At 57.9% G+C, this 19,405-nt stretch carries 14 protein-coding genes; 9 read left to right on the top strand and 5 right to left on the bottom strand.

Annotated features, from left to right (window positions below):
• Positions 1–184: 184 nt before the first annotated feature.
• A complete protein-coding gene (locus ACFOFO_RS03605; RefSeq protein ID WP_390326317.1) occupies positions 185–1,408 on the bottom strand; it encodes an MFS transporter in 1,224 nt (407 codons plus the stop codon).
• Between the two features lie 426 nt (positions 1,409–1,834).
• Between ACFOFO_RS03605 and ACFOFO_RS03600 the strand changes: the two genes are divergently transcribed.
• The 4 genes from ACFOFO_RS03600 to ACFOFO_RS03585 all read left to right on the top strand — a co-directional run bounded on the left by ACFOFO_RS03600 (position 1,835) and on the right by ACFOFO_RS03585 (position 8,689).
• Positions 1,835–2,056, top strand: a complete 222-nt coding sequence (locus ACFOFO_RS03600; protein WP_390326314.1) for a hypothetical protein — start codon at positions 1,835–1,837, stop codon at positions 2,054–2,056.
• Positions 2,057–2,187: 131 nt separating this feature from the next.
• Positions 2,188–5,802, top strand: a complete 3,615-nt coding sequence (locus ACFOFO_RS03595; protein WP_390330864.1) for an amino acid permease — start codon at positions 2,188–2,190, stop codon at positions 5,800–5,802.
• A gap of 859 nt (positions 5,803–6,661) precedes the next feature.
• Complete coding sequence (locus ACFOFO_RS03590; RefSeq protein ID WP_390330863.1) at positions 6,662–8,473, top strand: L-lactate permease; 1,812 nt, start codon at positions 6,662–6,664, stop codon at positions 8,471–8,473.
• Between the two features lie 9 nt (positions 8,474–8,482).
• Entirely contained in the window at positions 8,483–8,689 is a 207-nt protein-coding gene (locus ACFOFO_RS03585; RefSeq protein WP_390326309.1) for a hypothetical protein, read from the top strand.
• Between the two features lie 148 nt (positions 8,690–8,837).
• Here ACFOFO_RS03585 and ACFOFO_RS03580 read toward each other — a convergent pair whose 3' ends face one another.
• Complete coding sequence (locus tag ACFOFO_RS03580; RefSeq protein ID WP_390326307.1) at positions 8,838–9,215, bottom strand: hypothetical protein; 378 nt, start codon at positions 9,213–9,215, stop codon at positions 8,838–8,840.
• 352 nt (positions 9,216–9,567) lie between these two features.
• Here ACFOFO_RS03580 and ACFOFO_RS03575 point away from each other — a divergent pair, with 352 nt between their 5' ends.
• Positions 9,568–10,035 (top strand): YbhB/YbcL family Raf kinase inhibitor-like protein, encoded by a 468-nt coding sequence (locus ACFOFO_RS03575; protein ID WP_390326305.1) that lies wholly within the window; start codon positions 9,568–9,570, stop codon positions 10,033–10,035.
• An 86-nt stretch (positions 10,036–10,121) separates the two neighbouring features.
• Here ACFOFO_RS03575 and ACFOFO_RS03570 read toward each other — a convergent pair whose 3' ends face one another.
• A complete protein-coding gene (locus tag ACFOFO_RS03570) occupies positions 10,122–10,664 on the bottom strand; it encodes a hypothetical protein (RefSeq protein WP_390326303.1) in 543 nt (180 codons plus the stop codon).
• Between the two features lie 871 nt (positions 10,665–11,535).
• Between ACFOFO_RS03570 and ACFOFO_RS03565 the strand changes: the two genes are divergently transcribed.
• The 3 genes from ACFOFO_RS03565 to ACFOFO_RS03555 all read left to right on the top strand — a co-directional run bounded on the left by ACFOFO_RS03565 (position 11,536) and on the right by ACFOFO_RS03555 (position 16,166).
• Positions 11,536–12,831 carry an MFS family transporter gene (locus tag ACFOFO_RS03565; RefSeq protein WP_390330862.1) on the top strand — a complete coding sequence of 432 codons (1,296 nt, stop codon included), beginning with the start codon at positions 11,536–11,538 and terminating at the stop codon, positions 12,829–12,831.
• Positions 12,832–12,993: 162 nt separating this feature from the next.
• The gene (locus tag ACFOFO_RS03560; RefSeq protein WP_390326301.1) at positions 12,994–14,808 is read left to right on the top strand and encodes a sensor histidine kinase; all 1,815 of its coding nucleotides are present in this window, start codon (positions 12,994–12,996) and stop codon (positions 14,806–14,808) included.
• Positions 14,808–16,166 (top strand): sigma-54-dependent transcriptional regulator, encoded by a 1,359-nt coding sequence (locus tag ACFOFO_RS03555; RefSeq protein ID WP_390326299.1) that lies wholly within the window; start codon positions 14,808–14,810, stop codon positions 16,164–16,166. The genes ACFOFO_RS03560 and ACFOFO_RS03555 overlap by 1 nt, the downstream gene beginning before the upstream one ends.
• 187 nt (positions 16,167–16,353) lie before the next feature.
• Here the strand turns inward: ACFOFO_RS03555 and ACFOFO_RS03550 are convergent, their stop codons facing one another.
• A complete protein-coding gene (locus tag ACFOFO_RS03550; protein ID WP_390330861.1) occupies positions 16,354–17,265 on the bottom strand; it encodes a LysR family transcriptional regulator in 912 nt (303 codons plus the stop codon).
• 106 nt (positions 17,266–17,371) lie between these two features.
• On the opposite strand from ACFOFO_RS03550, the gene ACFOFO_RS03545 reads away from it, so the two are divergent.
• Positions 17,372–18,289 carry a DMT family transporter gene (locus ACFOFO_RS03545; protein ID WP_390330859.1) on the top strand — a complete coding sequence of 306 codons (918 nt, stop codon included), beginning with the start codon at positions 17,372–17,374 and terminating at the stop codon, positions 18,287–18,289.
• A gap of 354 nt (positions 18,290–18,643) precedes the next feature.
• On the opposite strand, the gene sodB is transcribed toward ACFOFO_RS03545, so the two are convergent.
• Positions 18,644–19,222, bottom strand: a complete 579-nt coding sequence (gene sodB, locus ACFOFO_RS03540) for a superoxide dismutase [Fe] (protein WP_390326292.1) — start codon at positions 19,220–19,222, stop codon at positions 18,644–18,646.
• Positions 19,223–19,405: the final 183 nt, after the last annotated feature.

Genomic DNA, 19,405 nt, shown 5'->3' with positions numbered 1-19,405 from the left:
GGCTAATTGGGGGCTGGGCGCCAAGACGTCGCATGCGGCTTTTTCCTGCTGTCGCCTGAGTGTCCGCATGTCTGAGCGTCTGCATTCATGGGCACGGCGCTGGTGCGCAGTGCCTGGATCAATTCCGGCGCCGCCAATGTATTGACGCCGTTGATTGATATGGTGAGGAGGGCATGAGGAAGGCCTACAGGACTTCCGGCTTCACGCGCAAGCGCCGGCTGAAACGGATCGCGACCGCCAGCACGCCGATCGCGCCGATCAGCATGATGTTGGCGGTGCCAACGCGCTCCACCAGTCTGCCGGCGATGCCGACGCCGACCGATTGTCCAAGAAAAAAACAGGACGCGAACGCCGATACCGCCGCGCCCCGGCGTTCCGGTGCCATCTGCGTGGCGTTGATCTGTAAGGTGTTGTGCAACATGTAAAAGCCGAGACCGGCCATGAAGCAGCCCGGAATTGCCCACCACCACGCGGGCGCCACGCCGATCGCCACCAGCGATAAAGCAAGAAAAATTCCTCCCCATTGCGACAACCCGGTCTCGCCAAGCCGGCGCACCAGCGTCGACGATGCGATTGCAAACGCAAATCCGCCGAACCCGAACAGCATGATGAGCGCACCCGCGGAAGTGAGCGACATGCGGTGGACGCGGTGCAGATGGGTCGCGATAAAAGCGAAGGGGCCATACAGGAATGCGCCTTCGAGAAACACCGTCGCGAGTACCAGGCGCGCCCAAGGCAATACCGCGATTTGCCGGAATTCCGCCAGCATGTGACGGATCGCCGCCCCCTCCACCTTGCGTACGCGCTTTGCGTGGTCCGGCAGCCGCCGATTCAATGAAAGCAGCCCGGCCCCGACCACGGCAAAAATCACTGCCACCATGAAGAACGGCAGCCGCCATTGCTGCGCATCGGCCGCCAGCCCACCGATCAGCACGCCAGTCGACAAGCCGAGAATTTGCCCGATCAAAAAGCGCGCCAGCACCGGCTGCCGCTGCTTATAAGGAATCACGTCGCCGATCCATGCCATCGACAGCGGGATGATCGCGGCCGCGGTGGCGCCTGCCAGCAGGCGTGCGGCGAGCAGTGAGGAAAAGCCGGTCGCCAGCGCACAGAACGTCGCCGTGACCGCGCAGGCGAACGCCGCGCAGGCGACGATGAAATATTTTCCATAGCGGTCGCCGAGTGGCCCGAAGAACAGTTGCGAAAGGCCGTATGCCACCGAGAACGCCGTAACGACAAGCGACGCATCGCCGAGCGTTACCCCGAATTCCTGCGACAACTGCGGCAGCAACGGGTCCGTGACACGCAGCGATATGCCGCTGCCAAATGCCGCCAGCGATAGCAAAGGGACTGCGATCACAGGTATCGGCGGGTTCAGAGTGGTCGCGGATTCGTCTGGATGCTTCATGGATCGTGATGAGAAATGATGCTACGGCCCCGCGGCATGGCACGGTTCACGCGGTTCGTGCGATTCATTCCGATTCACACGACTTGCGGCGGAGCGAGAGCTTCATTCTAGGCGGAAACTAATCCCGGCGTATTCATGTAAGGAAAGGTCGCGCTGAATGGAACGGTCGAATTGCGACATGCGCCAATGTCGAGGTTCGGCCAGAAACGGTCAGTCAAGAGGGGCGCAACGTCCTCTGAACCCCACAGATGAAATCACCGGGTTCGGGACTCTGAAACAGAAAAGTTTGACAAGTATGCCGCTGCCGAAGTTGCTGGCAGCACAAGGCATTGCATACGGAATCAAGGTTCGTCGTTCGCGGCTATGTTACTTTTATGGCAGCAATAAGCGCAGCTAAGCGTCGGCCACAACAAGAAAATGGAGAGGATGGAAAGCATCCGTAACGAGACGATGGGGATCGAGCGAAAGCCGCGCAGTGCAAGGCGGCGCGCCCCGGTGTGGGCGGCACTCTGTATTGGCATCTACCTGCTTGAACTGCTGGTATTTCCAAGCTGGACGGCCATTTTTGGTGCGTCGTCCGCAACCGTCAGCGAAAACAACAAGCGCCGTATTTCATTGCCTATTGAAGACTTGCGTGCTAGCTTGTAATTTGGCTGACGTCCTGCAGTTCCCCACGGGACGCACCTGTTTCCGCTGGATGTTTATTCACTCCGCGCCGCCATTGGCAATAACAAAATCGGGGAACAGGCGCGCAAACGCCTTATTAAAAAAACCCCGCCATGCAGAGTCCTGATTATCAGCGTCCCCAACCTCAATCGCACCCTCGAACAATCGGCTGGCTCGGCGCAACGGCACTCGCGATGGGCGGCAGCAACCAGAGCCTGTTCCTGCTGTCCGCGCTCTTCATCGGACAAGGCGCCATCCCCGGACAAGGCAGCGCGACAGTACCGCTGCTGATCGCCGGCCTGTTGCTCGCCTGGGCGGCTGCGCCCGGCTGGATTGAACTGGTATTGATGTATCCGAACCGGGTAGGCGGCATTTCTGCAAGTTGCGCCGAGGCTTTTCGTCCGTACAGCCCGGTACTCGCCAACCTGACCGGCGTCTGCTATTGGTGGGGATGGGTCCCCACCTGCGGGCTGACCGCCATTTTGTCGGCATCGGCAATCCACGAATGGTATCTGCCTGACGTCCCGGTCAATGCGATGGCGGTGTCGCTGGTGGTATTTTTTGCCTCCGTCAGCCTGTGCGGCATCAAGTGGGTGAGCCGGCTTGCGATTCCGATTGCCAGCTTGTCCGCGCTGCTGGCATTCATCTCAGGACTGGCGCCGATCCTGGCCGGACAGATCGACTGGCAACAGGCCACCAGCTTTCATCTGACCACACCGTTTCCGGGCTGGTTCGGCGAATTGACCAGTCTCATGGCAGGACTCTATCTGATCGGATTCGCCGCACCCGCGTTCGAGGCGGCGGCCTGTCATGTCGGCGAGATGGTCGATCCTAATAAGACCTTGCCGCGCGCTATGCTCGCCAGCGCTTTATTGGCAGGTGTTTTTTTCATTGTGGTGCCGCTCGTCTGGCTCGGAACGCTCGGTGAGGATGCGATGGGCAAGGATCTGGCGCTGGTGCTTGGACCGACTTTTGCACCTCTGTTCGGCACTGCCGGCAAGGCAATCGCGATCTGGTTCATGATGTTCAGCATGTTTTCCGGCACCTTGCAGCCGCTCGCCGGTGCCTCGCGCACCCTGTCCCAATTGTCGGAAGACGGATTGTTGCCGCGCATCCTCGCCCGGCGCTCGCGCACTGACACACCCTGGATCGCCACGCTGCTGACGGCGGCAATGGCGATCCTGTTCCTGCTGATAGGCGATCCCATCTGGCTGATTGCAGCCGCCAATTTCACTTACCTGATCGGTATTGCGCTGCCCAGCGTCGCCGTCTGGCTGCTGCGACGTAATGCACCCGAGATGCCGCGCCCCTATCGCGCGCCGCGCGGCACTATTTCTCTCGGATTCGCTGCGGCCATCATGTGGGCGGTTTCTGCGTTGCTGGGATTTGAGCAGTTCGGATTGCCTACCGTGCTGATCGGTTTGGCGTTCGCCTATTCCGGCTCGCTGCTGTACGCGTGGCGCAGGTATGCGGATCGGCGCCTTTGCGGGCTGCCGGGCATCGCGCAGACGCTGCACCTGAAGTTGACCGGCGCGATGATACTGGTGATGGTCTTGGACGGGGCCGGCTATCTTCTGGCGGTCAGCAACATTCCGCATCAGCAAGGCGCCCTGATGACGGCACTGTCGGATATTTTCGTCGCGGTGGCGATGCTGACCATCAGCGTCGGACTCGTACTGCCCGGCATGATCGCCCATTCAGCGGTCGAGATTTCCGATGCCGCAAAACAGCTTGCCAGCGGCACCCTGGCGGAGTTTTCGCGTGCGATGCGGGCGCTTGGGCGCGGTGATCTCGACGCCGCCCATGCCAGCGTTTCGATCACGCCGGTGCGCGCCCGCTCGCGGGACGAAGTCGGCGCCATGGCCGCCAGTTTCAATTTGCTGCAATGTGAAGTTGCAAATGCGGCTACTGGCCTGGATGGCGCCCGCGAAGGTCTGCGCCAGGCGCGGCACGAACTGACCAATGCCAACTGGAACCTCAAGCAACGCGTAGGCCAGCTGCGGCAGGTCGAAGAAAAATTGTCGGGCATCCTTGACTCCATCCCGATGGTGGTATGGTCCATCTCCGCCGCGCATGAGCTGCTGTACATGAACCCGGCCGCGCACATCATTTATGGCCGGTCGGTGGCTGAGTTTACTGCGGACCGGACTTTGTGGACCAGCATCGTGCATCCGGACGACCGCACGCGGGTAATGCAATGGCTGGCGCAAGTATTAGCCGCAGAATCATTGGCGCTACAATATCGCATTGTCCGTCCGGATGGCGAGGTGCGCTGGCTCGAAGACCACGCAAGGATGGTTCGCGATGAGCATGGAAACCCGCTCCGGCTGGATGGGGTGGCGACCGATATTTCCGAGCGCAGGCTGCGCGACGAGCGCATCGAATACCTGGCGAATTTCGATTCGCTGACCGGGCTGCCGAACCGCAACCTGTTCATGAACCGCCTGGAACAATCATTGATCCAGGAACGCCGTGCGCAAGGCAAGCTGGGACTGCTGTTTCTGGATATAGACCGCTTTAAACATATCAATGACAGCTTCGGCCACGCGTTCGGAGACAGCTTGCTCAAGGAGTTCGCCGCCAGGCTCAAATCAGTCCTGCGCGAGAGAGATACCGTCGCGCGACTCGGTGGCGACGAGTTCGTCATCATTTTAGCGGGCATTAGTGAGTATGAAAACGCTGCCCGTGTGGCCCTGAAAATACTGAACGCATTTTTGCAGCCATTGTCGGTGGATGGACGCGAACTGCACGTGACCACTAGCATCGGCGTGAGCGTCTATCCTGAAGACGACGATGAAGCTGACGCGCTGCTCAAGCATGCCGACGTCGCGATGTACCGCGCCAAGGACCAGGGTCGTAACTGTTTCCAGTGCTATACGCTGGAGATGGGGTCCAAAGCAGTGGAAAGAATGGAACTTGAACATGCGCTGCATCACGCACTGGAAAACAATGAATTCGAGCTGCACTACCAACCCCAGATCGACCTGAAAAGCGGGCGTGTTAAAAGCGTCGAAGCGCTGATCCGCTGGCATCATCCGGAACTCGGTTCCGTAGCGCCCTTACGCTTCATTCAGTTGGCGGAGGAAACCGGGCTGATCATCCCGATCGGAGAATGGGTGCTGAAAACGGCGTGTGCGCAGACTAGCGCCTGGCATCGGGCGGGGTATCGGCTGACCGTGGCAGTCAACGTCTCGGGGCGGCAGTTCCAGCAGAAAAACATGCCGCAGTTGGTGCAGTCGGTTCTCGACGGCACAGGCCTGGACGCCGCTTATCTCGAACTGGAGCTGACTGAAAGCATGTTGATGAACGACTCCGAAGCCACGATTCAGATCCTGGGTCACCTGAAAGCGATCGGGGTCGGGCTGTCGATAGACGATTTTGGCACCGGCTTTTCGAGCCTGAGTTACCTGACGCGATTTGCGATCGATATCATCAAGATCGATCAGTCTTTCATTTCTGGTCTTGCCAAAAAGCCGGAGGCGGCATCGATTACCCTCGCCATCATCGCACTGGCAAAAGCGCTTGGTCTTAAAACTGTCGCCGAAGGCGTGGAGACGGCGGAACAACTTGATTTTCTGCATGCGAACGGGTGCGACGCGATACAGGGATACTATTTCAGCCGCCCATTGCCTGCGGATGAAATGACCACGCTGCTTCGGCGCGGCACAAAACTGGCTAATCTGGCCCAACCCCTCGAAAAGGTAAAGTTAGCCGAAATAGAGGTGTAGCCCATCCTGTTCGAAAACAGAGTACGAATGATGGCCAGCATTAGAAATCCATTTAGCTTACTTTCATACACAAACGGGGACGCATGACCGAAACCGTCCCAGTTCATACGCAAAAATGCCATTACTTAGCAGGCGCATGGGGTGTTACAGATAGTAAATGAGTTGCACTTGGACTGTTTTGACCTTTTCGAGGGGTTTCAACCGATGATCCCTCTAACTCGCGTCGAATACGTGCATGCCTGCCTGCCGGCCAGACCCTGCGCTGATGTCGAGATTCAGCATGAACGCGGATGGCCAGGCGAAGACCTATGTGTTCGCCCGCACGCCGGAGGGCTTCGAGTCGCGCTATTTCTGGATGCTTCATGGATCGTGATGATGAATGATGCTACGGCCCCGCGGCATGGCACGGTTCACGCGGTTCGTGCGATTCATTCGATTCACACGACTTGCGGCGGAGCGAGAGCTTCATTCTAGGCGGAAACTAATTCCGGCGTATTCATGTAAGGAGAGGTCGCCCTTAATGGAACGGTCGAATTGCGACATGCGCCAATGCCGAGGTTGGGCCAAAAGCGGTCCTCCAAGGATTTTCCAAGAAACGCGACAGCGATTGACAGGTACAAAGTAATGAACAAGAATGATAGTCAAATATGATAGTCAAATGGTCGGGAAATCCGGTTTGGATGCCTAACACAACGACCGTGAATCGCATTCATACGCGTTGGGCGCAGTGAAGGCTTACTGCGCGCATATACGCAAATAAGCACCAGGCGTTCTGGACCAGAGCGCCGTCAGGAGACAAGAACACAGACCGCGTTTGCCAGGAAAGAACCGCCCCGTAGTTCCGTCAGCAGGAGGACTTATGTACTATCAAAGTTACGATCCGATGGGGAACGTGTTCCTTTCCACTTTGATAGCAGCGGTTCCCATTGTCGTTCTGTTGTACTTCATTGCCCTGCATCCACATCGCGATGTCCAGGGAACGATGCGTCTGGGCATCTCCGCTCCTTACGCGGCATTGTGCGGTGTGTTCGCCGCCTTCCTGGTCTCCTGCGTCGCCTTCAAGATGCCGCTTGTTTCGGCCGCGTCGGCTTTCGCGCTGGGCACACTCTCAGGATTCCTGGGGATCATATGGATCATTCTGGGCGCGATGTTCCTCTACACGATGACCGTGATCAGCGGGAAATTCGAGATCGTGAAGGAATCGATTATTCAGATCTCGTTCGACCGGCGACTCCAGTGTGTGCTAATCGCTTTTTCTTTCGGCGCGATCATCGAGGGAACCTCGGGCTTCGGCACGCCGGTGGCCATCGCCGGCGCCGTGATGGTGGGCCTGGGATTCAAACCCTTCCAGTCCGCCGTGCTCAATCTCCTCGCCAACACCGCTCCGGTCGCCTGGGGGGCGATCGGCACACCCATTGTCGTGCTGGCTTCCGTGAGCGGCCTGGACCAGGTCACGCTCTCCGCCATGGCAGGTCATCAGTTACCCTGGGTATCCCTGCTGGTGCCATTCTGGCTGGTCGCTGTCTTCGTGAAGATGGAGGAGGGCACCTGGAAGGAGGTGTTCGAGGTGTGGCCAGCTACGCTGTGCGCGGGCGGGTCGTTCGCGCTGATGCAGTATTTCGCCTCGAGCACCAATCAATTCCACCTGATGACGGACGTCGTGTCGGGCGTTTTCTCCGTCATCTGCACGGCTTTGTTCCTGCGTTTTGTCTGGCATCCGAAGACCCGTTTTCTACTGAAAACGGAGCGCGAGGCGCTCGCGAAAGCCGGCAAGGCTGCGGCCGTTACGACTGACCGCAGCACCTGGAAGTACTCGTATAGCGTTGGGGAAACAATCTACGCCTGGTTGCCGTGGACCATCCTGATCATCTGCTGCGCGGTATGGGGCATGCCCGCATGGAAGAGCTATCTGAATACGCTGTTCGCCGGCGTCACATTCAAGACCACGCTGCTGGGCTCGCCGTTTACGGGTACGCTGTCCCTGCCGGCATGGGATATGCCGGCGCTGCACAACCTGGTACAGCGTACCCCACCGGTGGTCTCGGCCAGCGCTAAGCCCGAGGCGGCGCGCTTCGTCATCAACTGGCTGTCGGCCGCGGGGACCGGCGTGTTCGTTGCCGCGATACTGTCCGGTCTGGTTCTCAAGTTGAGCGCGACGCAGTGGAAAGACGCCGTGGTTCGCACCGGACGCCGCATGGCGACGCCCGTTGTGGTCATCGCCCTGGTGCTGGGACTCGGGTTTCTTACCCGCTACTCGGGCACGGACGCGGTCTTGGGTCTGGCATTCACCGGCGCGGGCGTGCTGTATCCATTCTTTGCCGCGTATCTGGGCTGGCTGGGCGTCTTCCTCACCGGGTCGGACACGGCGTCCAACGCCTTGTTCGGCAGCCTGCAGCGAATCACGGCGCAACAGCTGCATCTGAACGAGATTCTGATTGTGGCGACCAACTCAACGGGCGGCGTCATGGGCAAGATGATCGACGCGCAGTCCATCATGGTGGCCTGCGCCGCATGTTACGACGATCCGCACGAACGCGCGCACGCGCTTGGACCAATTTTCCGCAAGGTATTCTGGTACTCGATCGCCGGCGCCGCAGTGATCGGTGTGATCGCTATGCTGCAAGCCTATGTCTTCCCGGGTTCGATCCCCATACCACCACTGCCCAAGTGAGGCCTCCGCATGGCTGTCCGTGCGAGCCCGATCCAATGCCACAATCTGCGCTCGGAAATCATCGAGTTCCTGATCGACACGCTGGGTGTTGATCCACAGCGGGTCATTGGCCTGGCGCGCAAGTTAACCGGGTCTCTGGAAACACCGCCGGATGCTGTGAAAGTGCCAAAGCTTGTGCCCGCCAAACGCAAAATTCGCACCCGACCTGCAGCCTAGACATATCACCAACGAGCCAAATCAGTTTTACTGTGGCAGGGCGTTGATAGCGCGTTGACCCACAACGCTGACAGATGGAAATAATTGGCAACTGATTAACACCTGAACCAGGGTTGCCCTCATTTGAGGCGCCGGCAAGTGCCAATATTTACGGCATTTCCGGGTTGGATAGTAAAACCCACAGCACTGCTGCGAGCACCATCCCGGTGAGCGTAACGCAGGACCAAGTGAAAAACCAAGCAGCCACCAACCTGATTTCCAACGAATGCTCGAACACGGTGCCAAGTCCAAAATCAAGGGCGGTAAGCACCGACCAACGTCGCAAATAGAGTGGCAGATGTCTGCGCATGCTCCTATTGTGTTGCCACGCGGCGCGGCGCTCGAACAGGTTCGTCGCCTTGGTCATATCAGCAAACAGCCAGTCGAAAAATAGAAAGCGGTAAAGCAGCGTCGCGAACCGAATTTCAGCGTCAGCTGCGGGGACAACGCCTTCTTGTCCATGCTGGGGGGCGGGGCTTTGTTGCATGTTCGAGCCTATGATCGGGCGTCAGTCTTCCTGAGACAGCAGAATCACCAAAACAATCCGCAAATATGCAATGGCTGCACACGCTCGCGAACGGACGTTCGCCTGATCCTACCAGCACGGAAGGTCAGGGCGGACAGGCACGTCGATTCTGGCCTGCCTGTGGATTGCGATCGACGACCTCATGCGTTGAACACACCGATGACAAAATGCCATTTCATAATAGCGCTGCGGTGCTAATGATGAAAGGCGAATGGAGAAGATTCGGATGCAAACAATGCGGGTGCGGTTGGCATGCATTCTGTTGGGACTCGCAGCGGGAGCGTTCGCGCAAACGAAAGGCAACAGGGATGCGATGACTCTGATACTGACATCAAGCTCGTTTCACGCCGGCAGCGACATTCCGGCGATCCATACCTGCGACGGCAACGATGTGTCGCCGCCGCTATCCTGGTCCGGCGTTCCGCCAAACGCCCGAAGCCTGGCGCTGATCGTCGATGACCCCGACGCGCCAGATCCGGCCGCGCCGCAGCGGACCTGGGTGCATTGGGTGCTTTACAACATTCCACTCGGCGCCGACGGCCTGCCGCAAAGCGCGCAGGTTTTGCCCGCTGGCACGCGCGAAGGCACGAACGACTGGAAGCGCACCGGCTACGGCGGCCCTTGCCCACCAATCGGACGCCATCGTTATTTTCACAAGCTCTACGCGCTGGACGTGATGCTGCCCGATCTCGGCAAGCCGACCAAGGCGCAACTGGAGCATGCGATGCAAGGGCACGTGCTGGCGCACACGGAGCTGGTCGGAATGTATCAGCGCAAATGAGGAACCGCGCCGGCGTGCACGATGCCAGCGCAATTGGTCCGCATCGCGTTCGGCCGGTTCAAGTCGACGGCGCGCCTGACCACCAATTAAAAATACTTTTGAACAACCTCGCCAAATGCTTCTTCGACGGACTTTCCTTTCTTCATCAGTTCGGCGATCTCATTTGAGTGTTCGGAAATGGCGGGTGGTAGTGACTGCCGATTGTTCCTGAAGTATTCATAGCGCTGGGCAGCGCACTGATCAGTTAGCTTGGCCGCAGTGGTGCGACTGGTGCCGCTGCCTGCGCTCACTACACGAGCAGTGCGCGATCCGGTTGCGGAACTGACGCGAACACCAGCGATGGCGGCCTTGATCTGATCCAGCGTAAGGACCGCGCTGGCATTGGCGCCAACAAACTCATCAGCCTGCGGGTGCAGCAAGTGGTGATTTCTGTCGAATGCCATCTGTTTGCCAAGCGTGTTCATGACCTGATAGCTCGGTTGCGGTCCAGCGCTGGCTAGCGAAAATTGCATGCGATCGCCATAGTCAAGCATTTTTGCCATGACGCCTTTTAGGTAATCTACTGGCAGGGTGTCAAAGTTGCCATTCCAGCGTTTGCTTCTAGTTGATTTCAAAATGCTTACTTTCAAAAACGTTCTCGACATGTCCGGGACCTGGCAACTCTAGTTGCGCTTCAAAGTGAAACCGGGCGCGCATTATCCCCTAACTAGAGGGAATCCGCTTCGATCACGTAAAACTCCAGTTGTTCCGGCTAATCGGCAGGGAATGACGAAGCGGCTACACCAGAGCCAGTCGAGACGCTGGCAAGCACTACTCATGCTGTGTCACGTTCACGTCGTACTTGATGGGGCCAGGCAGCCAATTCCCGGATAGTCACGTCAAGCGGCGTTCGCTCTTGCAGACGACCAAGCCCTTGCTGGCGACAGTAAGGGACTGCTTAAGCGGTTGATTGATTCGCCTACGGCCGCACCCAGCAAGGGTTTTCGGCCGTTTTTACATGACGTCGTGTGAACCTGCATGAAAAAGAGGCCCTTGCAGATCAAGGGCTTTTTTCGTGAAAGCAGAAACTGTTTGCTCGGAAAACAATGAGGAACACTGGCTGTTGATCCCAAATTGTTCCGGGATCGCAACAATAGCCGGAGAAGGATTCCGCCTGGTTTGGCGAGTATCCAGAATAGGCAGGCACCCGATTCTGAATTTTCGCACGGAAACGTGGGCGGCGTCGGCCAATCGCATCAATAAACCGCAATAAATCAGTCACTTAGCTTTGGCGCGTTGGTTGGCGCGAAGTTTGCAATGACTTGAAGAAAAATTCAAACAAAAGGAGACCAGCATGCGCCAAAAAGCATGCGTCCCGGTAACGTCAAAAGCTCCGGTTCGTAGTTCCTATCGTTAAAACGCGCAACTTTGAACGTAGCGAATGACTTGCTCGTCACGCCAATGAATTGTTACACCCAGGTTTTGCAGTCCATATCAAAGCAATTACAACAGGAGACACCCATGTCCAAAACACCCCCTACCACCGCGGTAGATAACCGGAGCCGAATTCTCGCTATTGTCGGTGCTTCGTCCGGCAATCTGGTCGAATGGTTCGATTTTTACGTCTACTCATTTTGCGCGATTTATTTCGCTCCGGCATTTTTCCCCAGCGGCAACCCGACCACGCAACTTTTGAATACTGCCGGTGTCTTTGCGGCCGGTTTCCTGATGCGCCCGATCGGCGGCTGGCTGTTCGGACGGATCGCCGACAAGCATGGCCGTCGCACCTCGATGATGATTTCGGTGCTGATGATGTGCGGCGGTTCGCTGATGATCGCGTTCTTGCCGACCTATGCCGCCATCGGTGCCGCTGCGCCGGGATTGCTGCTGGTCGCACGCCTGTTTCAGGGGCTGTCGGTCGGTGGCGAATACGGTACCAGCGCGACCTACATGAGCGAGGTTGCGCTCAAGGGCCGACGTGGTTTCTATGCATCGTTTCAATATGTAACGCTGATTGGCGGACAATTGTTGGCGGTGCTGGTATTGGTCGTGCTGCAACAATTGCTGAGCACGGAACAATTGAAGGACTGGGGCTGGCGCGTGCCGTTTATGCTGGGCGCGGTTGCCGCCGTCGTTGCGTTGTATCTGCGTAAATCCCTGAGCGAGACATCCACCGCGGAAACCCGCAAGAGCAAAGACGCGGGCACCCTGGCCGGTCTGCTGAAGCATAAAGGCGCGTTCATGACGGTGGTCGGTTTTACCGCGGGCGGTTCGCTGATTTTTTATACCTTCACCACGTATATGCAAAAGTACCTGGTCAATACCGCCGGCATGCCTGCGAAGACCGCGAGCAGCGTCATGACTGGCGCGCTGCTGGTCTACATGTTGATGCAACCGCTGTTCGGTGCGCTGTCCGACAGGATTGGCCGTCGTAGTTCCATGCTCTGGTTCGGTGGGCTGGCGACACTTTGCACGGTGCCGGTATTGCACGCGCTCAAAGATGTATCGAATCCGTATGCTGCCTTCGGCCTGGTGATTCTGGCATTGGCGATCATCAGTTTGTATACCTCGATCAGCGGCTTGATCAAAGCCGAAATGTTCCCGCCGGAAGTGCGTGCATTAGGCGTCGGATTGTCGTATGCGGTAGGTAACGCAGTGTTCGGGGGTTCGGCAGAATTTGTCGCGCTGTCGCTGAAGTCGATCGGCATGGAATCGACTTTTTACTGGTACGTGACCGCGATGTGTGCGATCGGGCTGATAGTGTCGTTCCGGATGCGCGACCCGAGTAAAGAGGGCTATCTCAGAAACGAGGCCTGAGGGTTCGAGGGTATCTCGCCTGCGGCGCTGAAGGCAAGCCGCGCAAGCGTTAATATGACGACCGTGGCGTAATCCAGCGCCACGATCTCGAGCGCGCCGGATCGCAGTATTCGGCTGGCGCGCCCGCTTGATGCATGTATTGGCGAGTCTGTTGACGATCAAATGAGTTCCAAAAAAAGTACGGGCTTGCTGGTGCTGACCATCGGCTTTGTCATTGCGGTGGTGTTGGCAACGTATGTGCTCGGCGGCAAGAAGGCCGCCAACGACATCCGGGAAGCCGGCGAACGTCAATTGCAAATCATTGCACTCGACCTTGAATCGGTGCTGGAAAAATTCGAAACCTTGCCATTCGCGCTCGGCTTCCAGGCCGATGTCGGACAGGCGCTGGCCCATCCCGACGATGTTGCCGTCATCAAGCGCCTGAATCTGACCCTGCAGTCGATCCAGCGCCAATCGAAAGTGGTCGCGATCTACATGTTGGATCGCAACGGCAAGACCCTGGCCTCCAGCAATTGGGACCAGCCGTTCAGCTTCGTCGGCAGGGATTTCCGTTTTCGCCCGTATTTCCTGGAAGCCGTCAAAGGCAATGCCGGGCGCTTCTACGGGATTGGCAACGCCACCAACGAACCCGGTTATTTCATCGCCCAGCCGATCTATCCGATAGGTGCTACCCACGGTTCGGTCGCGCCTATCGGCGTGATGGCCGTCAAGATCGACCTCGCCGAATTTGAACATACATGGCGCAGCAGCGAAGATCCGATCACCCTGGCCGATCACAGCGGCGTGGTTTTTTTAAGCAACCGGGCCGGCTGGAAATATCACAGCCTGCAGCCGCTGAATAGCGCCGCGCAGCACGATATTGCCGGCACGCTCCAATACGCCAACCGAGCCATTACGCCGGTCAGCTCGCTGCCGAAGGCAATGCAGGCCGGATTCGGCGACCATATCACGCGCCCGATTGGCCGTCTGGGCTGGCAGCTCATGTTGTTTCCGTCACAGGCACGCATCCAGCGGGTGGCGCTGCTGTGGACATTGGCTGCAGCGCTGCTGCTGGCAATTGCGGGCATTTCATCGTGGGCCGTTTACCAGCGGCGGCGCCGGCTGGAAGAACGACTGGTATCGCGCAATGCGCTGCAACGTGCGGCGGCGGAGTTGGACCAGAAAATCGCGCAGCGCACGCAACAACTGCTGCTGGCCAACCAGCATCTGGAAATCAAATACGTCAAGTTGAAGGAAACCGAGCATTTGCTGCGTTCCACGCAAAACGAGCTGGTCCAGGCCGGCAAGCTGGCAATGCTGGGCCAGATGGCTGCCGGCGTCACGCATGAGTTGAATCAGCCGCTGGCTGCGATCCGTGCTTTCGCCGATAACGCGGTCACCTTCCTGGCGCGCGGCCAGAGCGAACAGGCCGGTGAAAATCTGGCGCATATCAGCGCTGCCAGCGCCCGCATGGGGGCGATTATCGGGCAACTCAAAGGGTTCGCCCGAAAAAGTCACGAGACGGTATCCACGGTCGACTTGCCGCATGCGATCAAGGCCTCGACCTCATTGTTGCAAAACGAGTTTCAACGCCACGCAGTCGGTCTCGACATCGAGATCCGCGAGGCGCTGCAGGTGGTGGGCGATACGGTGCGCACCGAACAGGTGCTGATCAACTTGCTGCACAATGCGATCGATGCGGTCGCGACGGTGCACAATAAATCGGTGTCGGTGCTGCTGGAGCGCGAGGCGGATCACGCCGTGATCCGCATCCACGACTCGGGACCGGGCATTCCGGAGCAGGTTGCGCAACACCTGTTCGAACCGTTTTTCACCACTAAGCCGTGCGGCAAAGGGCTCGGCCTCGGACTGGCAATTTCATCGTCCATCGTGCAGGCCATGAATGGACAGCTTACGGCGCATAATCACGCCGGCGGCGGCGCGGAATTCGTGGTGCGACTGCCGCTTTCAGGGTTATTGCAAACTATGGAGTCTTGATGGAAACCAGCGTGCCGGCGCTTGAAGCGGTATTGATCGAAGATGAAGATGCGGTGCGCAAGGCGACTGCGCAGACGCTGGAACTGGGCGCTTTCACGGTGCACGCCTGCGCCAGCGCGGAACAGGCACAGCCGTGGCTGCATGCCGGCTTCGCCGGCGTGATCGTGACCGATGTGCGCCTGCCGGGCCGCTCCGGCCTTGAAGTGCTGGCCCAGGTCGTCGCGCTCGACCCTGACCTGCCAGTGATCGTGGTCACCGGCCATGGCGACGTCAGCATGGCGGTGGACGCGATGCGCAGCGGCGCTTACGACTTTATTGAAAAACCGTTCGCCGCGGAACGGCTGCTGGAAACAGCCAGGCGGGCACAAGAAAAGCGCAGCCTGGTCCTTGAAAATCGCCGCCTGAAGGCGGCATGGGCAGCGCATTCCGACATGCCGGCCCTGATTGGCCAATCGGCTGCGACCGAACGGGTGCGGACCATGATTCGCAGCGTCGGCCCGACCGTGGTTGATATCCTGATCAATGGCCAGACCGGTACCGGCAAGGAAGTGGTGGCGCGTCAGTTGCATCTGGCCAGCGGGCGCAAGGGGCCGTTTGTCGCGATCAATTGCGGCGCACTGCCGGAAGCGGTATTCGAAAGCGAAATTTTCGGCCATGAAGCAGGGGCTTTCACCAGTGCGCAGAAACGGCGCATCGGCAAACTCGAATATGCCAAGGGCGGAACCATCTTCCTCGATGAGATCGAAAGCATGCCGCTGGCGTTGCAGGTCAAGCTGTTGCGCGTGCTGCAGGAGCGGCGGCTGGAACGGCTGGGCGGCAACGAGAGCATCGAGATCGATTGCCGCATCATCGCCGCCAGCAAGACCGACCTGTTGCAGTTGAGCGCGGTTGGCAAGTTTCGTGAAGACTTGTACTACCGGATCGGCGTGGTCAGCATCGATCTGCCGTGCCTGGCGGAGCGGCGCGATGATATTCCGCTGTTGCTGGCGTATTTCGTGCAAGGCGCCGCCGTGCGCTATCAGCGCCCGCTGCCGCAATGGTCGCCGGCGCAAATGGCGCAGTGGCAAGCGCGCGACTGGCCGGGTAACGTGCGCGAGTTGCGCAATTTCGCCGATCGGCTGGCGCTGGGCGTGGCCGAGGGATGGACCGGCGTCGCCGATCCGGCGATCAACGCGGCAACGGATGCAGCGTCGTTGCCGCAGCAGGTCGATGCCTACGAGCGCGTATTGATCGCCGACGCATTGACGGCCAGCGACGGCAATGTCGCGCTTGCTGCGGAGCGCCTCGGGGTTCCCAAAAAAACTCTATACGACAAGCTCAAGAAATATCATTTGGCAACCGGGCGGTCGATCGATTGAGCGAGGACTGCTGGCTCATCGAGCCAGCAGTTCGATACATCGCCAAGCCAGTGGGCATCCAAGACATGGCGCTTGCAAGAACATCGAAAATAAAAATGGGTTACAAGCAGTGGCTCGACTCGCCTGCAAGCAATTGGTGAAGGCCGGGTTCCTTCCAGATTGCAAATCCGGCGAAATCTGTCGTCGTTCAGCCCATTTTTCGCTTCGATTCCGTAAGTCCGACTGACTCCTGGCGAAGTTTCGCTTGGCCACCCAAATTTTCGATGATTTCTCTGGCCAGATGCTCGACCGGTGCCGAGTTACTCTTGCCACCTTTAACCAATACGATATCGAGTGGCGCAATCGGCGGCAATCCTTCCGCTTGACCGAGTCGGGTCAGATGGCGCGGGGCGCTGCATTCGGCCAGCGCTGCCACCGCAAGTCCTGCTTCCACCATCGCCAGAATACCCAACAAACTCGGGCTACTGTAAGTGGCCCGATAAGGCTTGGTACTTTTTGCAAGCGCTGCCAGCGTATTGGTACGGGCGACGCAACCGGGCTCATAGAGTGCGACCGGCAACGGTGACTTTTCCCAGGCTCTGTGCTTTTCAGAGCCAACCCATATCATCGGTTCGCGCCGAATGAAGGTGCCATCCAGTTCCTCACTGCGGGTAACGAATGCCAGATCGACGCTGCCTTTGCGTAGCATCGGCGCCAGCAGTGTGCTTTGCACGCAAACCAGTTCAATCTCAACCTGCAAGAACATCTTCGAGAAGCGTTCCAACACGGGGGGCAGCAGGGATGACATATAGTCGTCCGGCGCGCCCAGCACGACGCGCCCCTTGATTTCCTGGGTCAGGAGTGCCGCTACTGCCTCGCTCTCTGTCTGCAGCATTCGCCGCGCATAAGGCAGCAGCGTTTCGCCGGCCAGCGTCAGCGCAATCCGTCGTGTATGCCGGATAAATAGCGGTTGGCCGATGCACTCTTCCAGTTTCATGATTTGCATGCTGACCGCAGCTTGCGAACGATGCACCGCATCGGCAGCGGCGATGAAGCTGGCATGTTCGGCAGCGGCGACAAAGGTGCGCAGTTGAGCAAGATTGAGCTGGGGCAAATTCATGGTTTCGTTAATCGAATGAATTACATCAATTTTATTCGATTGTTCGAATTCTTGCCAAGACCGATGATGAAAGCCATTTCCCCCATTTTCTTGCCCCGGAGCCGATATGACCGCTCGATCAACCTCCCGTAATTCACAAGAACGCTTCGCCATGATGGCCTTTATCGCTGCCATGCTGATGCTGGGCACCTTGGGCATTTTTGTGAATGAGGCGCGGCTCGGTAGTGTGACGATTGTATTTTTCCGCTGCGTATTCGGTGCCGTTGCACTATCCGTTTATTGTCTCTGGAAACGCATGTTCCGCCGCGCCAATTTTCAGGTGAGGAACGTGTGGCTGGCTGTCGTCAGCGGTGTACTGATGGTAGTCAACTGGGTGGCTTTTTTTGAAGCGATTCAGCGTGTCGGCATTTCAGTTGCGACCGTTGTATTTCATGTGCAGCCGTTCTTGGTATTGCTGATTGGCGCAGTCATATTTAACGAAAGGATTACGCTCGATAAATTCGGTTGGATCGGCATAGGCTTCGCTGGATTATTACTGGCGACGGGATTGCATTTAAGTGGTGTGCCGCTGGATGCGGGCTATACAACGGGAATTGCGTGTACGCTCGTCGCTGCGTTGGTCTATGCGGGCGTTACCCTGATCACCAAGGCCATAACAGGAATGCCCGCGCCTTTGATTGCGCTGATTCATTGCGCGGTCGGAGTGCTGCTGTTGTCGTTCTGGATTGCATGGCCAACGCTAGCCGTCAGCCGAGTGCAATGGTCGTGGCTGATCGGGTTGGGCGTGATACATACCGCGCTGGTGTATGTACTGGTGTATGGCGCTTTGCCGAAACTTAAGAATGCGTCGATTGCGGTACTGACATTTATCTATCCGGCCGCTGCAGTCGGATTCGACTTCCTCGTTTATGGACATACGCTTAATTTATTGCAAGTCGCTGGTTTGATCCTGATAGTGCTGGCTGGCGCAGGCGTTAATCTCAACTGGCACTGGCGCCGTATTTACGCCTGGCGAATAGAATAAGAAAAGCAAATTAGGCTCGTTACAGGCCGAGCGTGTTATCCAAATTTCCCAGGCATTTTCCGCGGTGATACAACGTCTCCCTGCACCCCGCTTGGGTCGACCTCGGTCTGTAACGAATGACGCAGTTCGGCCATGGGCCGCTATTCGTTCAGTGATTTTTTTGGGGGGATGGCCAGTTGTTCAACGAATTCCCGACCGGTCCCGCTAAGGGGCTTTCACTCTAGCAGACGACCAAGAAAAAAGCCCTTGCTTGGAAAAAAGCAAGGGCCTAGTCGAACAGTCTAGAAACTGTGGCAAAGATCAAAACTTTATAGTTTTGTTCAAATCATTATTCTCGCGAAACAAAACTCGTCGTTACGCGAAATTCTTCGCCGCGAAATCCCAGTTGACCAGATTCCAGAACGCCTCGACATACTTCGGACGCGCGTTGCGGTAGTCGATGTAGTACGCGTGTTCCCATACGTCGCAGGTCACCAGCGGCTTGTCGGCGCCGGTCAGCGGGGTGGCGGCGTTCGAGGTGTTGACGATGTCGAGCGCGCCGTCGGCCTTTTTCACCAGCCAGGTCCAGCCGGAGCCGAAGTTGCCGACGCAGGATTTGGAAAACGCATCCTTGAATGCGTCGAACGAACCCCATTTGGCATTGATCGCGTCGGCCAGTGCGCCGGTCGGTGCGCCGCCGCCGTTTGGCTTCAGGCCGTTCCAGTAGAAGGTGTGGTTCCAGACCTGGGCCGCGTTATTGAATACGCCGCCGGACGATTTCTTGATGATGTCCTCGAGCGACGCGTTGTCAAATTCGGTGCCCTTGATCAGGTTGTTCAGGTTGGTGACATAGGCCTGATGATGCTTGCCGTAGTGGTATTCCAGGGTTTCTTTGGAAATGTGCGGGGCCAGTGCGTCCATTGCATACGGCAGTGCCGGTAGGGTATGTTCCATAGTGCATCCTTTTTCGTTGGGTAGTCTGTTGGGGTTGCTGCTTGGTGCTACATGGGTGGTGCGGGGAAAACCTCAATTGTAATGGCTAAGCCGAAGGCTTGCAGTAATTGCATCAACCCTGCCGTTATGCGGCCAAATGCGGTCGCGCCGGACCGGAATCCGGCTGAGTATCTGCCAGGCCGA

The sequence above is a fragment of the Pseudundibacterium arcticum genome (assembly GCF_042646465.1).
Lineage (GTDB): Bacteria > Pseudomonadota > Gammaproteobacteria > Burkholderiales > Burkholderiaceae_D > Undibacterium_A > Undibacterium_A arcticum.
This window is presented reverse-complemented; position numbering and strand designations above follow the sequence as displayed.

Coding starts and splice junctions, on each gene's coding strand:
- ACFOFO_RS03560 (WP_390326301.1), top strand. CDS start 12,994: ATGAGTTCCAAAAAAAGTACGGGCTTGCTGGTGCTGACCATCGGCTTT.
- ACFOFO_RS03585 (WP_390326309.1), top strand. CDS start 8,483: ATGGCTGTCCGTGCGAGCCCGATCCAATGCCACAATCTGCGCTCGGAA.
- sodB (WP_390326292.1), bottom strand. CDS start 19,222: ATGGAACATACCCTACCGGCACTGCCGTATGCAATGGACGCACTGGCC.
- ACFOFO_RS03605 (WP_390326317.1), bottom strand. CDS start 1,408: ATGAAGCATCCAGACGAATCCGCGACCACTCTGAACCCGCCGATACCT.
- ACFOFO_RS03600 (WP_390326314.1), top strand. CDS start 1,835: ATGGAAAGCATCCGTAACGAGACGATGGGGATCGAGCGAAAGCCGCGC.
- ACFOFO_RS03545 (WP_390330859.1), top strand. CDS start 17,372: ATGACCGCTCGATCAACCTCCCGTAATTCACAAGAACGCTTCGCCATG.
- ACFOFO_RS03580 (WP_390326307.1), bottom strand. CDS start 9,215: ATGCAACAAAGCCCCGCCCCCCAGCATGGACAAGAAGGCGTTGTCCCC.
- ACFOFO_RS03595 (WP_390330864.1), top strand. CDS start 2,188: ATGCAGAGTCCTGATTATCAGCGTCCCCAACCTCAATCGCACCCTCGA.
- ACFOFO_RS03550 (WP_390330861.1), bottom strand. CDS start 17,265: ATGAATTTGCCCCAGCTCAATCTTGCTCAACTGCGCACCTTTGTCGCC.
- ACFOFO_RS03565 (WP_390330862.1), top strand. CDS start 11,536: ATGTCCAAAACACCCCCTACCACCGCGGTAGATAACCGGAGCCGAATT.
- ACFOFO_RS03590 (WP_390330863.1), top strand. CDS start 6,662: ATGTACTATCAAAGTTACGATCCGATGGGGAACGTGTTCCTTTCCACT.
- ACFOFO_RS03575 (WP_390326305.1), top strand. CDS start 9,568: ATGACTCTGATACTGACATCAAGCTCGTTTCACGCCGGCAGCGACATT.
- ACFOFO_RS03555 (WP_390326299.1), top strand. CDS start 14,808: ATGGAAACCAGCGTGCCGGCGCTTGAAGCGGTATTGATCGAAGATGAA.